Origin of the sequence: Amycolatopsis sp. NPDC058986 (genome assembly GCF_042741125.1) — a bacterium.
Lineage (GTDB): Bacteria > Actinomycetota > Actinomycetes > Mycobacteriales > Pseudonocardiaceae > Amycolatopsis.
In genome coordinates, this window is record NZ_JBHYJW010000091.1 from 14,416 (window position 1) to 28,756 (window position 14,341).

At 71.1% G+C, this 14,341-nt stretch carries 16 protein-coding genes; 4 read left to right on the forward strand and 12 right to left on the reverse strand.

The window, feature by feature from the left end; translation table 11 throughout:
* Positions 1-52: 52 nt before the first annotated feature.
* Positions 53-1,432 (forward strand): glutamine synthetase, encoded by a 1,380-nt coding sequence (locus ACFW0G_RS42510; protein ID WP_378331236.1) that lies wholly within the window; start codon positions 53-55, stop codon positions 1,430-1,432.
* 19 nt (positions 1,433-1,451) lie between these two features.
* Here ACFW0G_RS42510 and ACFW0G_RS42515 read toward each other — a convergent pair whose 3' ends face one another.
* The 7 genes from ACFW0G_RS42515 to ACFW0G_RS42545 form a co-directional block, all read right to left on the reverse strand.
* Entirely contained in the window at positions 1,452-2,105 is a 654-nt protein-coding gene (locus ACFW0G_RS42515) for an N-acetylmuramoyl-L-alanine amidase (protein WP_378331237.1), read from the reverse strand.
* Between the two features lie 48 nt (positions 2,106-2,153).
* Positions 2,154-2,723: a Uma2 family endonuclease gene (locus ACFW0G_RS42520; protein ID WP_378331238.1), complete on the reverse strand. Its 570-nt coding sequence runs from the start codon at positions 2,721-2,723 to the stop codon at positions 2,154-2,156.
* A gap of 123 nt (positions 2,724-2,846) precedes the next feature.
* Positions 2,847-3,638, reverse strand: coding sequence for a tryptophan synthase subunit alpha (gene trpA / locus ACFW0G_RS42525; protein ID WP_378331239.1), 792 nt, complete (start codon positions 3,636-3,638; stop codon positions 2,847-2,849).
* Positions 3,635-4,867, reverse strand: coding sequence for a tryptophan synthase subunit beta (gene trpB / locus ACFW0G_RS42530; protein WP_378331251.1), 1,233 nt, complete (start codon positions 4,865-4,867; stop codon positions 3,635-3,637). Before trpB ends, trpA begins: the two co-directional genes overlap by 4 nt.
* The gene (trpC, locus tag ACFW0G_RS42535; RefSeq protein WP_378331240.1) at positions 4,846-5,655 is read right to left on the reverse strand and encodes an indole-3-glycerol phosphate synthase TrpC; all 810 of its coding nucleotides are present in this window, start codon (positions 5,653-5,655) and stop codon (positions 4,846-4,848) included. The genes trpB and trpC overlap by 22 nt, the downstream gene beginning before the upstream one ends.
* Positions 5,656-5,805: 150 nt before the next feature.
* A complete protein-coding gene (locus ACFW0G_RS42540) occupies positions 5,806-6,312 on the reverse strand; it encodes a Trp biosynthesis-associated membrane protein (RefSeq protein WP_378331241.1) in 507 nt (168 codons plus the stop codon).
* A 124-nt stretch (positions 6,313-6,436) separates the two neighbouring features.
* Positions 6,437-7,987, reverse strand: coding sequence for an anthranilate synthase component I (locus ACFW0G_RS42545; protein WP_378331242.1), 1,551 nt, complete (start codon positions 7,985-7,987; stop codon positions 6,437-6,439).
* A gap of 95 nt (positions 7,988-8,082) precedes the next feature.
* Here ACFW0G_RS42545 and ACFW0G_RS42550 point away from each other — a divergent pair, with 95 nt between their 5' ends.
* Positions 8,083-8,709 carry a TetR family transcriptional regulator gene (locus ACFW0G_RS42550; protein WP_378331243.1) on the forward strand — a complete coding sequence of 209 codons (627 nt, stop codon included), beginning with the start codon at positions 8,083-8,085 and terminating at the stop codon, positions 8,707-8,709.
* On the opposite strand, the gene ACFW0G_RS42555 is transcribed toward ACFW0G_RS42550, so the two are convergent.
* The 4 genes from ACFW0G_RS42555 to hisF all read right to left on the reverse strand — a co-directional run bounded on the left by ACFW0G_RS42555 (position 8,706) and on the right by hisF (position 11,383).
* Positions 8,706-9,785, reverse strand: coding sequence for a DUF3592 domain-containing protein (locus ACFW0G_RS42555; protein WP_378331244.1), 1,080 nt, complete (start codon positions 9,783-9,785; stop codon positions 8,706-8,708). The genes ACFW0G_RS42550 and ACFW0G_RS42555 overlap by 4 nt on opposite strands.
* Positions 9,786-9,882: 97 nt before the next feature.
* Complete coding sequence (hisI, locus tag ACFW0G_RS42560; RefSeq protein ID WP_378331245.1) at positions 9,883-10,233, reverse strand: phosphoribosyl-AMP cyclohydrolase; 351 nt, start codon at positions 10,231-10,233, stop codon at positions 9,883-9,885.
* Positions 10,230-10,613, reverse strand: coding sequence for a hypothetical protein (locus ACFW0G_RS42565; protein WP_378331246.1), 384 nt, complete (start codon positions 10,611-10,613; stop codon positions 10,230-10,232). The genes hisI and ACFW0G_RS42565 overlap by 4 nt, the downstream gene beginning before the upstream one ends.
* Positions 10,610-11,383: an imidazole glycerol phosphate synthase subunit HisF gene (gene hisF, locus ACFW0G_RS42570; RefSeq protein WP_378331247.1), complete on the reverse strand. Its 774-nt coding sequence runs from the start codon at positions 11,381-11,383 to the stop codon at positions 10,610-10,612. The genes ACFW0G_RS42565 and hisF overlap by 4 nt, the downstream gene beginning before the upstream one ends.
* Positions 11,384-11,472: 89 nt before the next feature.
* Here hisF and ACFW0G_RS42575 point away from each other — a divergent pair, with 89 nt between their 5' ends.
* Together ACFW0G_RS42575 and ACFW0G_RS42580 are read left to right on the forward strand one after the other, a co-directional pair.
* On the forward strand, positions 11,473-12,000 hold the full coding sequence (locus ACFW0G_RS42575) for an RNA polymerase sigma factor (RefSeq protein ID WP_378331248.1): 528 nt from the start codon (positions 11,473-11,475) through the stop codon (positions 11,998-12,000).
* Positions 11,997-13,010 carry a hypothetical protein gene (locus ACFW0G_RS42580; RefSeq protein WP_378331249.1) on the forward strand — a complete coding sequence of 338 codons (1,014 nt, stop codon included), beginning with the start codon at positions 11,997-11,999 and terminating at the stop codon, positions 13,008-13,010. The genes ACFW0G_RS42575 and ACFW0G_RS42580 overlap by 4 nt, the downstream gene beginning before the upstream one ends.
* A 15-nt stretch (positions 13,011-13,025) precedes the next feature.
* Here ACFW0G_RS42580 and ACFW0G_RS42585 read toward each other — a convergent pair whose 3' ends face one another.
* The gene (locus ACFW0G_RS42585; protein WP_378331250.1) at positions 13,026-13,976 is read right to left on the reverse strand and encodes a hypothetical protein; all 951 of its coding nucleotides are present in this window, start codon (positions 13,974-13,976) and stop codon (positions 13,026-13,028) included.
* Between the last annotated feature and the right edge of the window lie 365 nt (positions 13,977-14,341).

The following is a 14,341-nucleotide window of genomic DNA, read 5'->3' on the forward strand; positions in this document are numbered from 1 at the left end:
GATGCCCACCTCGCTTCGTGAAGATCTCCAAGTCGTACACGGTGGGGGCAGGATGAGCCAGCTCGATCGGGCAGCACTTTCGGAGCGCGGGGAGGCCGTCGCCGACCGGTTGCGGCGCGCGGGAGCGGACCTGGTCGCGCTGACGTTCGTGGACAACAGCGGTGTCCTGCGGGCGAAAGCCGTCCCGGTGGCGAAACTGGCGTCGGCCGCGGCCTGGGGTGTCGGCGCGTCGAACTCCTTCGATTTCTTCCTGTGCACGGATCTGATCACCTCCGGCGCCTACTCGCGGGGGCCGGTCGGCGACCTCCGGCTGCACCCCGACCTCGACGCGCTCACCGTGCTCTCGTGCCGTCCCGGCTGGGCGTGGGCGCCGGTGCTGAAGTACGACCAGGACGGCGTCCCGCATCCGCAGGACGCCAGGGCGCTCGCCGCCACGGCCACGGCGCGGCTGGCCGGACACGGCTATTCCGCGCTGATGAGTTTCGAGCTGGAATGGATCGTCACCGCCGAGTCCACACCGGACGATCCGCGGTCGGCCACCAGCGGACCGGCGTACGGTTTCACCCGGATTTCCCAGCAGGGTGAGTATCTCCGTACCCTGGCGTCCATTTTGGACGAACAGGGTGTCGCGGTGGAACAGATCCATCCGGAGTACGCGCCCGGCCAGTTCGAGCTGTCGGTGGCCGCGGCGGATCCGGTGCGGGCGGCGGACACCGCGGTGCTCGTCCGCGAAACGATCCGCGCGGTCAGCGCCCGGTTCGGCCTGCGCGCGTCGTTCTCGCCGAAGTTCTCGCCGGACGACGTCGGCAACGGCGGTCACGTGCATTTGAGCATCTGGGACGGCGAACGCAACCTGTGCGCCGGTGGTGACCGCGCGTTCGGGCTGACCCCCGTCGCCGAGGCGTTCGGCGCGGGCATCCTCGACCGGCTGCCCGCGCTGCTGGCGATCGGGGCACCGTCCGTGCTCAGCTATCTGCGGCTCGCCCCGCAGCTGTGGACCGGGGCGTTCCGGGCCTGGGGCCTGGAGAACCGGGAGGCGCCGCTGCGCATGATCCGCGGCGCCGCCGGGCAGCGCGACACCGCGGCGAATCTCGAAGTGAAATGCTTCGACCTCACCGCGAACCCGTACCTGGTGGTCGCCGCGCTGCTCTTCGCCGGGCTGGCCGGAATCGCCGAGGACGCCCGCCTCCCCGAGCCGCTGGACGTCGACCCTGCTTCCCTCACCGACGACGAACGTGCCGTTCGCGGGATCACCCGGCTGCCCTCGTCCTTGGCCGAGGCCGTCGCGGCGTTCGAGGCGGACAAGTCGCTGCGTGCCGACTTCGGTGACGAACTGGCGACGACGTTGATGGACATCCGCCGCGCCGAGATCGCCGAGTTCTCCGGAGCGGGCGCGGCGGAACTCACCGCCGCGCTGCGCTGGACCCACTGAGCTGAAGTCCCCCTTCTGCTCACGCGGCGAGGGCGGCGGCGACTTCCTTGCGCAGTTGCGGGAGTTTGGCGTAGAGCCGGTCACCGGGGCAGTCGGTGTTGTAGAAGTCGCGGTGGCCCTTGATCTCCGCCACACCGATGCCGTACTGGCGGCAGATGTACGCGCAGAACACGACCAGCGATTTCCATTGCGCCGCAGGGGGTTCGACGGTCATGTAGGTGCCCTCGTTCTCGATCCCGATCGCGTTGTCGTTCTGCCCGGGACAGTGCGCGGCGCGGATCATCCGGTCACCCGCCCGCAACGCGTCGAGACTGCCGTGCCGCCCCTCCAGCCGGTACCCGCCGCGGCTGACGGTGAAGTGCTGGCCGGTGTCGGACCAGTGGTTGTTGTCCATGTGGTCCTGCTGGTCGTCCCTGGCGACCTGGAATGCGTGCGCCAGCGAGTAGTCGGTGCTGTTGGGACTGTCGATGTGATGGATCAGGATGCGGTTCGCGCGATGGGCGAGGGTGACGAGCGGGTCGGAGGGCGGGCGCGCGCCCCACTCCGCGCAGCTGTAGACACGCGGGGCCACAGCGGCGCCCGCCATCCCGGGCAGCAGCAACCCCGCGGCACTCGCGACGGTGAACCCGGCGGCGCCGCGGAGAACAGTGCGCCGGGAGAGGTCGAAGGTCATGCCGCACAGGCTGCGCGCGCGGCGTACACCTTTCGTACAAACGCCGGATCAGGCCAGATCGATACTCGCCGTGAAGGGCCTCGTCAGCTCCAGCCGCCCGCCCTCGCTCTTCGCGATCGGCTCGTAGTCCTCACCGGACAACGCGAACATCGTGGCCGCCGCCGGTTCCTCGGCCGGATCGACCAGCAGGTAGTACGGAATCCGCCCCTCGGCGTACAACGCGCGTTTGAGCGTCCGGTCCTTGAGCTTCGTCGACCGTGACTCGATCTCGCACACCAGGAACACCTGGTCCTCGGTCAGGTAAACGCCGTCGAAACCGGGGTCCCTGCTGATCACCAGATCCGGCGCGACCAGCCGATCACCCCGGTGGCCGAGGACGATGTTCACCCCGGGAAGCATTTCCAGCACCGAGGGCACGACCGGGTGGAGCTGACGCTGCAGCGTCGAGAGCATCCGCTGGTGCCCGACGCGGGGCCAAGGGCTCACGAGCAAGGCCCCGTCGACCAGCTCGACACGCTGGCCCGTCGTCTGGTCCTCGGGCAGCGCGAGTACGTCGTCAAGCGTCCAGCTGTTGTCCAGGCCGACCATTTCGCGCCCCCTGTGCATGGAGACTGCCATGGTAGTTCACCTCCGCCCGTATTCGCCGTAACCGTCGTCGTCGTGTGTGACATTTCGGTCCTCTCCCCCTCTGGAAACAACCACACGGGGAGTATGCCGATGGGCACCGACAGTTTCGGAGGCTCAGGCGGAGCCGGGTGCCTTCCGGACGCCTTCGGCCAGCTCGGCCGACAACGCGCGCACGCTTTCCGCGCCCGAAGACGCGGCCGTGACCAGCGCGGAGCCGACGATCACCGCGTCGGCGAACCCGGCCACCTGCGCGGCCTGCTCGCCGGAGCGGACGCCGAGACCGACGCCGATCGACAGCTCCGTGTGCGCGCGGGTGCGGCGGACGAGGTCCTCGGCGTGGGCGCCGACCTGGGCACGGGCACCGGTCACGCCCATCACCGCGGTGGCGTAGACGAAGCCGGACGCCGCGGCGACGGTCTTCGCGATGCGCTCCTCCGAAGACGACGGCGCGACCAGGAAGATCCGGTCCAGGCCGTGTGCCTGCGAGGCGGCCATCCACTCGCCAGCCTCGTCGGGGATGAGGTCCGGGGTGATCATGCCCAGCCCGCCCGCGGCCGCGAGATCCCGCGCGAAGGCGTCGACACCGTAGCGGTGCACGGGGTTCCAGTACGTCATCACGACGGCCTTGCCACCACGCGAGGACACCGCCTCGACGACGTCGAAGAGGTGCTTGAGCCGGAATCCGCCGGACAACGCCGTCTCGGCCGCGGCCTGGATCGTCGGACCGTCCATCACCGGGTCCGTGTACGGGACGCCGACCTCGACGAGGTCCGCGCCGCCGTCGATGGTCGCGGCGAGCAGGTCCTTCGAGCCGTCGACCGTCGGGAACCCGGCGGGCAGGTAGCCGACCAGCGCCGCACGGTTCTCCGACCGCGTCCGCGCGAAAAGCTCGTCCAGCCCGCTCACTGTCCCACCAGCCCGAAGTACTTGGCCGCGGTGTCCATGTCCTTGTCACCACGACCGGAGAGGTTGACCACGATCAGCCCGTCCGGGCCCAGTTCCCTGCCCAGCTCGATCGCACCGGCCAGCGCGTGCGCCGACTCGATCGCCGGGATGATTCCCTCGGTCCGCGACAGCAGCCGGAACGCGTCCATCGCCTCCGCGTCGGTGACCGGCCGGTATTCGGCACGGCCGCTGTCCTTCAGCCACGCGTGCTCGGGACCGACGCCCGGGTAGTCCAGGCCCGCCGAGATCGAGTGCGACTCGATGGTCTGGCCGTCCTCGTCCTGCAGCAGGTACGACATCGCGCCGTGCAGGTTGCCCGGGCTGCCCTTGGTCAGGGTCGCGCCGTGCCGCCCTGTCTCGACGCCCTCGCCGCCGGGCTCCAGCCCCACCAGCCGCACATCGGGGTCGTCGTAGAACCCGGAGAAGATCCCGATGGCGTTGGACCCGCCGCCGACGCACGCGGCGACGACGTCGGGCAGCCGTCCGGCCTGCTCGAGGATCTGCACCCGGGCTTCCTGGCCGATGACGTGGTGGAAGTTCCGGACCATCGTCGGGAACGGGGCGGGGCCCGCGGCGGTGCCGAACAGGTAGTGCGTGGTGTCGGCGTTGGTGACCCAGTCGCGGAGGGCCTCGTTGATCGCGTCCTTCAGCGTGCGTGAACCGGTCTTCACCGCGACGACCTCGGCGCCGAGCAGCTTCATCCGCGCCACGTTCAGCGCCTGCCGCTCGGTGTCGACCTCGCCCATGTAGACCACGCAGTCCAGGTCGAGCAGCGCGCAGGCGGTGGCGGTGGCCACCCCGTGCTGCCCGGCCCCGGTCTCGGCGATGACCCGCTTCTTGCCCATCCGCTTGGTGAGCAGCGCCTGGCCGAGCACGTTGTTGATCTTGTGGGACCCGGTGTGGTTCAGGTCCTCGCGCTTGAGAAAGATCCGCGCGCCCCCGGCGTGCTCGGCGAAGCGCTTGGCCTCGGTGAGCAGCGACGGGCGGCCCGCGTAGTCCTTGAGCAGGCGCTTGAACTCGTCGACGAACTCCGGGTCGTTCCTGGCCTTGTCGTACTCGGCGGCCACCTCGTCGACGACGCCGATGAGCGCCTCCGGCATGAAGCGGCCGCCGTACGGGCCGTAGTACCCGCGCTCGTCCGGATCGTGCTTCCCGTGCTGCTCGTCGGTCACCGGGAGGGCCTCGGGCAGGCGGGGTGCGAACCGGCGGTGACCAGCTTGACCAGCGAACCCTTCGGATCACCGGAGGCGACCAGGCCCTCGCCGACGAGGACGGCGTCCGCGCCGTGCCCGGCGTAGGACATCAGGTCACCCGGGCCGCGGACCCCGGATTCGGCGATCTTGTACACGTCCATCGGCAGGCCGGGCGCGAGCCGGGAGAACACGTCCCGGTCGACCTCGAGGGTGTGCAGATTGCGCGCGTTGACGCCGATGACCTTGGCGCCCGCCTCCAGCGCGCGGTCGGCCTCCTCGGCGTTGTGGATCTCCACCAGCGCCGTCATCCCGAGGGATTCGACGCGGTCGAGCAGCGCCAGCAACGCGTTCTGCTCCAGCGCGGCCACGATCAGCAGCACCATGTCCGCGCCGTGCAGCCTGGCCTCGTGCACCTGGTACGGGCTGACGATGAAGTCCTTGCGCAGCACGGGAATGTCGACCGCGGCTCGCACCGCGTCGAGGTCGGCGAGCGAGCCGCCGAACCGGCGCTGCTCGGTGAGCACGCTGATCACCCGCGCGCCGCCGTCCTCGTAGTCCTTGGCCAGCGACGCGGGGTCGGGAATGTCCGCGAGCGCGCCCTTGGAGGGGCTGCGCCGCTTCACCTCGGCGATGACGCCGATGCCGGACTCACGCAGTGCGCCCAGCACGTCCCGTGGCGCCGGGGCCTGCGCCGCACGGGCCTTCAGTTCGTCGAACGGCAGCGCGGCCTCGCGCTGGGCGAGGTCCTCCCGCACTCCGGCGACAATGTCCTCGAGCACGCTCACTGGCCACCCCCGGCCACTACCGCACTCACCGGTGTATTCGCAAGGTCGCTCACAAAAACCTTCCCCTTCCCGCCGAAAAGATGCTAACCCCCGCACATCGGCCGACTTATCCCGGGTACGCGCGTTGCTCCGAATGCCACACCATGAAGATCACCTGTTCGCGGTGGGGTCCTCACCCTCCGAAAGCGCCTCCCACAGCTCCGTGTCCGGATCGGGCGCCTTCCGCTTGGCGCCGGGAGCCGAGTACCGGGCGCCGAGCCGGGCAGCGCTTCCCGCGCCCTTGATGGCTGCCAACCCGCCGACGGCGACGAGAATTCCGCCGAGCGCGGCCAGTCCCCTGCCGATCAGCATCTGGGACACCGGGAGCCCGTCGGCGTACCCGCCGAACCGGACGCCGTCGACCGCGGCCCACACCCCGGCGGCGCCCGCCAGCACCAGCAGCACGCCGAGCACACGCCGGGCCCAGCCGCCGGTGGCCACCACACCCGCGACCCCGGCCAGCGCGAGGATCGCCAGCGGCACCAGCGAGACGGCGCGCTGATCGCCTTTTTCGGTGTACAGGACGGTGCCGCGCACGCCGCCGTCACGGAACTCGGCGAACCAGACCAGCCGTGACGCGCCCCACAACGCCAAGGCGCCCAGCAGGAGCGCCACCACGATCGTCCACAGTGGACGACGTGAGGGAGCGGAGGGCGGGAGAGACTCGGGGGGTGGGCCCGATGGGCAGGGGGGCGGGGATGACACGGGGGGTGGGCCCGAAGGGCAGGGGGGCGGGGATGACTCAGACACGGGCGGAGTCCTCGGCCGGGTCCAGCTCGCCCGCGGGCACCATCGTCTGCGCCGCGGCGACCGCCGAGAGCACCGTGCGGGCCTTGTTGAGCGATTCGGTGTCCTCGTAGTCGGGCACCGAATCGGCGACCACCCCGCCCCCGGCCTGCACGTACGCGACGCCGTCCCGCATCAGCGCGGTGCGGATGGCGATCGCGGTGTCCGCGTCGCCCGCGAAGTCGAGATAGCCGACGACACCGCCGTACAGCGCGCGACGGGTCGGCTCCAGCTCCTCGATCAGTTCCATCGCCCGCACCTTCGGCGCCCCGGACAACGTTCCCGCCGGGAAGCAGGCGGTGACGGCGTCGAAGGCGGTCTTGCCCTCGGCCAGCTCGCCGGTGACCGTGGACACGATGTGCATGACGTGGCTGTAGCGCTCGATCTGGAAGAAGTCGACCACCCGCACGGTGCCGGGCTTGCAGACCTTGCCGAGGTCGTTGCGGCCGAGGTCGACGAGCATCAGGTGCTCGGCGCGTTCCTTCTCGTCGGCGAGCAGGTCCTTGGCCAGCTGGGCGTCCTCTTCGGGATCGGCGCCGCGCCAGCGTGTGCCCGCGATCGGGTGCGTGGTCGCACGGCCGTCGCGCACGGTCACCAGCGACTCCGGGCTGGAACCGACGATGTCGAAGCCCTCCAGGCGCAGCAGGTACATGTACGGGCTGGGGTTGGACGTCCGCAGCACGCGGTAGACGTCCAGCGCGTCGGCGCCGGTCTCGATCTCGAACCGTTGCGACGGCACGATCTGGAACGCTTCGCCCGCCTTGATCGCCTCGACGGCCTTGTCCACCGCGGCGTGGAAGTCCTCCTTGGAGCGGCGGCGGACGAATTCCGGCGCGGGCCGGTCGAAGGTGGCCACGGTCGGCGGCGCCGGCACGCGCAGCTGTTCGGTCATGGCCGACAGCCGCGCCAGCGCGTCGTCGTACGCGGCGTCGACGCGCTCCGGCGAGTTGTCCCAGTTGACCGCGTTCGCGATCAGCGTGACCGTGCCCTCGTGGTGGTCGAACGCCGCGAGGTCGGTGGCCAGCAGCATGGTCAGCTCGGGGATGTCGATGTCGCGCTCGGCCAGCTCGGGCAGCTTCTCCAGCCAGCGCACCGCGTCGTAGCCGATGTAACCGACCATGCCGCCGGTCAGCGGCGGCAGGCCGGGCAGCGGCTCGGTGTGCAGCGCCTCGACGGTCTCGCGCAGCACGGTCAGCGGGTCGCCCTCGCTGGGCAGGCCGACCGGCGGGGTGCCGGTCCAGACGGCTTCACCGTCACGCACGGTCAGCGCGGCCGGGCTGCGGACGCCGATGAACGACCAGCGGGTCCAGGACGCGCCGTTCTCCGCGGATTCGAACAGGAAGGTGCCCGGCCGGTCGGCGGCGAGCTTGCGATACACCCCGAGCGGGGTCTCGCCGTCCGCGAGCACCCGGCGGACGACGGGGATGACCCTGCGGTCCTGGGCAAGGTCCCGGAACTGCGTGCGGCTGAGGCTGACCGAGCCGAGCCCGGCTTGTGCGGCGACCATGCGGTTCATTGTGCTGCACCGTGTCCGCGGCGCCTGCGGCGGGGAGTAATTCAGCGAACGTTGAATTCGGTGCCCGCTCCGGTCATGATGGAGGGGTGAGCACCGAGGACAGCACAGTCAGCACGGACACTACCGCGCGGCGGCGTGGCCGCAGGCCCGCCGGACAGGACACGCGCACCGCACTGATCGAGGCGGCGCGCGCGGTGTTCGCCGAGAACGGCTACGACGGTTCGACCGTGCGTGCCATCGCCACCCGCGCCGGGGTCGACGCGGCCATGGTCAACCACTGGTTCGGCAGCAAGGAAGGCCTGTTCGCCGACGCCGTGCTCAAACTGCCCTTCTCCCCGCACGAACTGCTCGAACGCCTCCGCGACGGACCGGACGGCGAACTCGGCGAGCGCATCGTCCGCACCTTCCTCACCCGCTGGGACGGGGCGGGCGGTGACACCTTCCAGGCGCTGATCCGCAGCGTCGCCGGGCACGAGCAGGCGGGCCACGTGCTGCGTGACTTCTTCCAGAAGTTCTTCACGAAGCTGATCGCCTCGGCCGGCTCGGACCGGGTCGAACTGCGCACCGCGCTCGCCGCGTCCCAGATGGTCGGGATGGGCATGATCCGCTACATCGCGAAGTTCGAGCCGCTCGCGTCGGCGGAGATCGACACGCTGGTCACCGCGGTGGCCCCGAATGTCCAGCGCTACCTCACCGGCGACCTCGGCCTCTAGCCACCCGGCCGTCGCGGCTCTTCGCGCCGTACGCGCACGGGGAGCACGTACAGCCCTGGGAGCGCACTGCGCCGCACCATGACGACCACGTGCCGCCCGGTCCCGCCGACCCAGACCCGCCCGTCCCGGCGGAGGTCACGGTCCACCCGGGAGATCTGGCGCGTCGAGACAGCCGCCCCCAGTACCATGCCGCCGCCGTCGCGGAACCGCACGTGGAGATCGGGTGCCAGCCAGGTCAGCAGGGGCGGGCCCGGCCGGACCGCCACCGCGGCGGCCCGCCAGCCCGTCCGCCGCACCGCCCGGTACCTGCGCCACCAGCCGGTTGCGGCCGCCAGCGAAGCCGGGACACTCAGCAACGCGACCAGCCCGGCGGCCGTGCAGAGACCGATCACGACCCACTCTTCGTTGGGTTCGCCGGGAGTGCGGACGTGCCCGGGGTCCCCTCGGTCGTAGATCACGGTGACCGGCTGGCCCGCCGAGTACGAGCGACCGCGCTGCGTGGCGATCCTGGCGACACGCGTGGTGTCCCCGACGGGATACCGCACCTGGATCGCCACGACGCCGGTTCTGCGAGACTTCTCGACCTCCAGCACGCTTCCCGGCACCCGCTGCCCGGTCTCCAGCAGCCGCGAGGGCGCCCGCGCGAGCGCGGCCAAGCACCACAGCGCCGCGAGCAGGATCGCGCACGAGAGCACCACGAAACCCGCCGCGCGCCAGGTCACCATCCGCAGCCGCCGAAGCTCCGCGCCGGGGTCGAACACGCCAGGGGGATCAGCGGCAGGTGGCGGGATCCGCACCACGGAGCCGGTCGCCGCGGCCGCGAGCTCACCTCCCCCACCGGACCGCCAGACCAGGACACCGGCGATGACCGCGCAGAACAGCGAAAAGAGGGTCATCACGATCGCGAGCGGAAACCAATCCTGTTTCCCCGGCCGGTCGCCGACGATGAGCGCCGACACCGTCACGGTGGCGGACACGACGAACACCAGCGACGCCGCACCGCAGGCGACCGCGTACGCCACCCCGCCGTGACCGTCGTCCCGTCTCCGGGTACCCCCATCGAACCCCAGCCCCATCGCCCCAGCGTACGGCCGTGTTTTCCTTGATCACCAACAAAAAGGCGTAACGAAGAGCACGGGGCGGTGAGGCAACCGGACGCCGCGTTCGCGCGTGTCAGTCGTCGGCGAGCAGCAGGCGGTCGTCGGTGTCGAAGCAGGTGCGAGTGCCGGTGTGGCAGGCCGGGCCGGTCTGGTCGACACGGAGCAGGACGGTGTCGCCGTCGCAGTCGATCCGCACCTCGCGCACGTGCTGGACGTGCCCCGAGGTCTCGCCCTTGACCCACAGTTCCTTGCGGCTGCGCGACCAGTAGGTGCCGCGGCGCGTGGTCAGCGTGGCTTCCAGCGCCTCGTCGTTCATCCACGCCATCATCAGCACGTCGGACGTCGAGTGCTCGACGACGACCGCGGCGATCAGGCCGTCGGCGTTGCGTTTCAGGCGCGCGGACAACGCGGGATCGAGACTCACGCGTCCGCTCCGAGCAAATACCGCCGCAAGGGCATCGAGTTCAGCAGGACCCCGGCATAGACGTACCCGGCGAAGAGCACCCCGGAGACGAGCTTGATCCAGACGAGTTCGGCGGCGAGCAGGACAAGTGCGTGCACCAGCGCGAAGATCACGACGACGGCGAACCCGCCGTAGCGGGCCGTCGGCATCTTCAGCGCGAGACCGGTCACGACGACACCGCCGAGGATCAGCCCGGTGACCGGGAGCAGGAAACTGCGCAGCGACGAGCTCGGAGCGAACATGAGGACGAGCACCTCGGCGCCATAGGCCAGCGCGAGCCCGAGCAGCAGCGCGGCGGCGACCTTGACCTCGACCGGCGCCTTCCAGGACTTCGGGATCACCGGACCACGACCCCGCCGGTCCGCAGCGCGTCCTTGACCTCGCCGATCTTCAACTGTCCGAAGTGGAACACGCTGGCGGCGAGCACGGCGTCCGCCCCGGCCCGCACGGCGGGCAGGAAGTGCTCGACCGCGCCGGCGCCGCCGCTGGCGATCACCGGCACCCGGACCGCCTTGCGCACCAGCTCGACGAGTTCGAGATCGAAGCCGTTCTTGGTGCCGTCGGCGTCCATCGAGTTGAGCAGGATCTCCCCGACGCCGAGTTCCTCGCCGCGCGCGGCCCACTCGACGGCGTCGATGCCGGTGCCGCGGCGGCCACCGTGCGTGGTGACCTCGAAGCCGGACGCGGTCGGCTCGCCGCCCTCGGGCACGCGCCGCGCGTCCACCGACAGCACGATGCACTGCGCGCCGAACCGCCGCGAGGCTTCGCGGAGCATCTCCGGGCGCGCGATCGCGGCTGTGTTGATGCTCACTTTGTCGGCGCCGGTCCGCAGCAGCCGGTTGACGTCGTCGTTGGTCCGCACCCCGCCGCCGACGGTGAGCGGGATGAACACCTGCTCGGCGGTGCGGCGGACCACGTCGAAGGTGGTCTCGCGATCCCCCGAGGACGCCGTGACGTCGAGAAACGTGAGTTCGTCGGCCCCTTCCTCGTCGTAGCGACGGGCCAGTTCGACCGGGTCGCCGGCGTCGCGGAGGCCGGCGAAGTTGACGCCCTTCACCACGCGTCCCGCGTCGACGTCGAGACACGGGATGACCCTCACCGCCACAGACATACCCGCCAGCGTAGTCATCGGCGGCCGGACGAATCGCGGGCGGGAGGCATCAGAACGGGGTGCTCGCGCGTCTGTAGGTCGGACACCCCATGGCGGAGAGGAAAACCGTGCCCGCGAGCTTCGACGAGTTCGTCGCGGACCGCCTGGACGGGCTCCTGCGCTACGCGACCGTGCTGACCGACGATCCGGACCTCGCGCAGGACATCGTGCAGGAGGTGCTGCTGCGTGCCCAGCAGCGCTGGTCCACGATCGACTCGCCGCCGACGTACGTGCGGCGCATGGTCACCAACGAATACCTGTCGTGGCGGCGCCGGGCGGTGCGCCGGAGCGTCCCGTCCTCGCCCGAGGTGCTCGACGCGATCAGCCCGCCGGTCTCGGACCACACCGACGCCTACGACGAGCGGGACGAGATGCTGGCGCGGCTGGCCGAACTGCCCCGCAAACAGCGGGCCGCGCTCGTCCTGCGGTACTACGAGAACTACTCCGACGCCGAGATCGCGAAGGTGCTGCGCTGCCGTGCTTCGACCGTGCGCAGCCAGATCTCCCGCGCACTGGCCACGCTCCGCGCGTCCGTTTCCCCGCGCCCCGCCGCACTCACCACCGGAGCCAGCGAATGACCCCGCCCCGCGAGCTCAGCGAGCACGAGATCGAAACCCTGCTGCGGGAGAGCCTCGATCACCTGGCCGCCCGCGCGCCGGACAGCAACGAGGTCCGCAACGCGCTGGCCAGAGCCGCCCAGGAACGGCCGCGGCGCCGGTCGCGCCTGGCACTCGCCGGGGCGATCGCCGCGGCGGTCGCCATCGTCGCCGGGATCCCGCTGGCCACGAAGTCCATGATCGGCTCCGGGGAGCAGGCGGCGACCCCCGCGTCCGCCGTGTCCACTTCGGACAAACCACTGCTCCAGTACGCCCCCGGCTGGCTGCCGGACGGGTTCGCCGAGCAGTACCGCGCCGCGGGGCCCGGCATCGTCCCGCAGGTGCGCCGGTGGGCCGCGGGGCCCAGCGAGATCGTGCTCTCCGCGTACTCGACCGACGATCCGGAGTGGTCGCAAACGGCGCTGCGCATCGCGGCGCTGCGCGACCAGGTCATCGTGCACGGCCGCGTCGGCATGGTCACCGGCGACACCGGGGCCGCCGCGCTGCTGACCTGGATGGCCGACGACCACCACGTGCTGACCGCGAAGATCGCCGGTGTTCCCGAGGCGCGCCGGGTCGCGCAGCGGTTCGCGGACTCGGTGAGCGGCGGCAGGTCCGTGCTCGTCCGCGGCGAGGCCCGCCTCGGGCCGCTGCCCGCCGGGCTGCGTGAACAGGCCACTGTGGTCCAGGGCACCGCACCGGCGACGGGCAGCACGGAACTCACCGCCGCCGGACCGGCCGGGGCCGTGCTGCGGGTCGGCGTCGGCCCCGGCTCCCCCGGGCTCGGCGGCAGCACGCCGGTGCCGGTGCGGGGCACCGAGGGGCGCTACGTGCCCCAGCGGGAACGGGACGACGCGCTGGTCGCCGTCCGGCTCCCGTCCGGACGGTGGCTGACCGTGTCCGGCAGGCAGTCCCGGGAGACGCTGACCGCGGTGGCGGACGCCGTGGTGCTCGACCCGGCGCCCGACTACCGCTGGCTCGGCTCCTCCTGAGTCCTTTGTGGACCGCTACCAGCTCATCGACGGGAACCAGATCACCCCGAGCCGCCCGAGCATGCGCAGATCCCAGTAGAGCAGCGTGAACGTGCCCGCGACGAGCAGCGCCGCACCGGTGACCGTCGCGACGCGGGCGGGTTTCGCGGTCAGCCAGCGCTGTACGCGGCCGCGGGTGGCGTGGGTGAGCAGCAGGAACAGGACCGCCATGAGCACGATGTTGCCCATCGACTGCAGCGCGAACGCGGCGGCGCCGTAGAGCACGTTGTGGCTTTCGGCGGCGTCGCGGAACATGATCCGGAACAACGGATACGGCCGTCCGATCAGGAATCCGCCGATCAGCGCGCCCATGAGGACCAGCGGCGCCGCGGGGAAACGGCGGCCGAGCGCGCCGAGCGGGTTGCCGACGACACCGAGCGAGGCGAGGCCGAGCACGATGAACACGAGCCCGATCACCCCGAACACGATCATCGACTGGAGGCTCCGGCCGGACAGGCCGCCGGTCTGCGTGGTGGAGAACTGCGGCATCCGGGTGCCTACCAGCGCGACGACGACGCCGTAGACCACCGACACGGTGAGCATCCCGGCGGCGATCCAGCCCAGCGGTTTCAGCGTGGCGCGGAATCGGCGTTTCCCGCTGTCCGCCTGGCCGCCCACCAGCGGTGCGACGGCGCCGAACGCGGCGATGTTGCACGCGGTGAACGAACCGGCCAGCCCGGAAACGAACGCGAAGAGCGTCCCGGCCAGCACTCCGCCGATCGGCGTCGCCTTCGCGTCGTGCCCCAGCAGCGTGTTGGCGACGTTGTCCCCGATCACCTTGTCGACGAACGGCGCCGACCACAGCATCGTCAGGACGAGCCCCGCCAGCAGGGCCGGGACGACGATCCGCGCCCGCCGCACCGGATAGGGCCCACCGGCGAAGCCTGCCGCGCGAGGATGCGACGGAACGTGTTCGGTGACGGACATGGATCCTCCCAGCGTCACAGGGACACAACAGGAGAAATCCTCACGCGCGTAGCCGCGCCCCGCGCCCTCCGACCGGCCTATGCTTTCGTCACCCGCACTGCTCCGACCGCCCAAGCACGCGAGTTCTCCATCCCATCACGCGAGTTCCGCCCTCGATCACGCGAGTTCCGTCTCCGATCACGCGAGTTCCCCGTGCACTGGCGTCCTTCGGCGCGGCCTGGTTACGACAAGGGCGTCCCTCGGTTCCGGCGGCCGAGCACTCCGGGGATCTGCCACGGTCCCTCTGACGCGAACGCTCCGTCCGGGACGTTCACCGTCCCGAACGGAGCGTTCGCGACGGGCCACGGCGACGGGCCACGGCGACG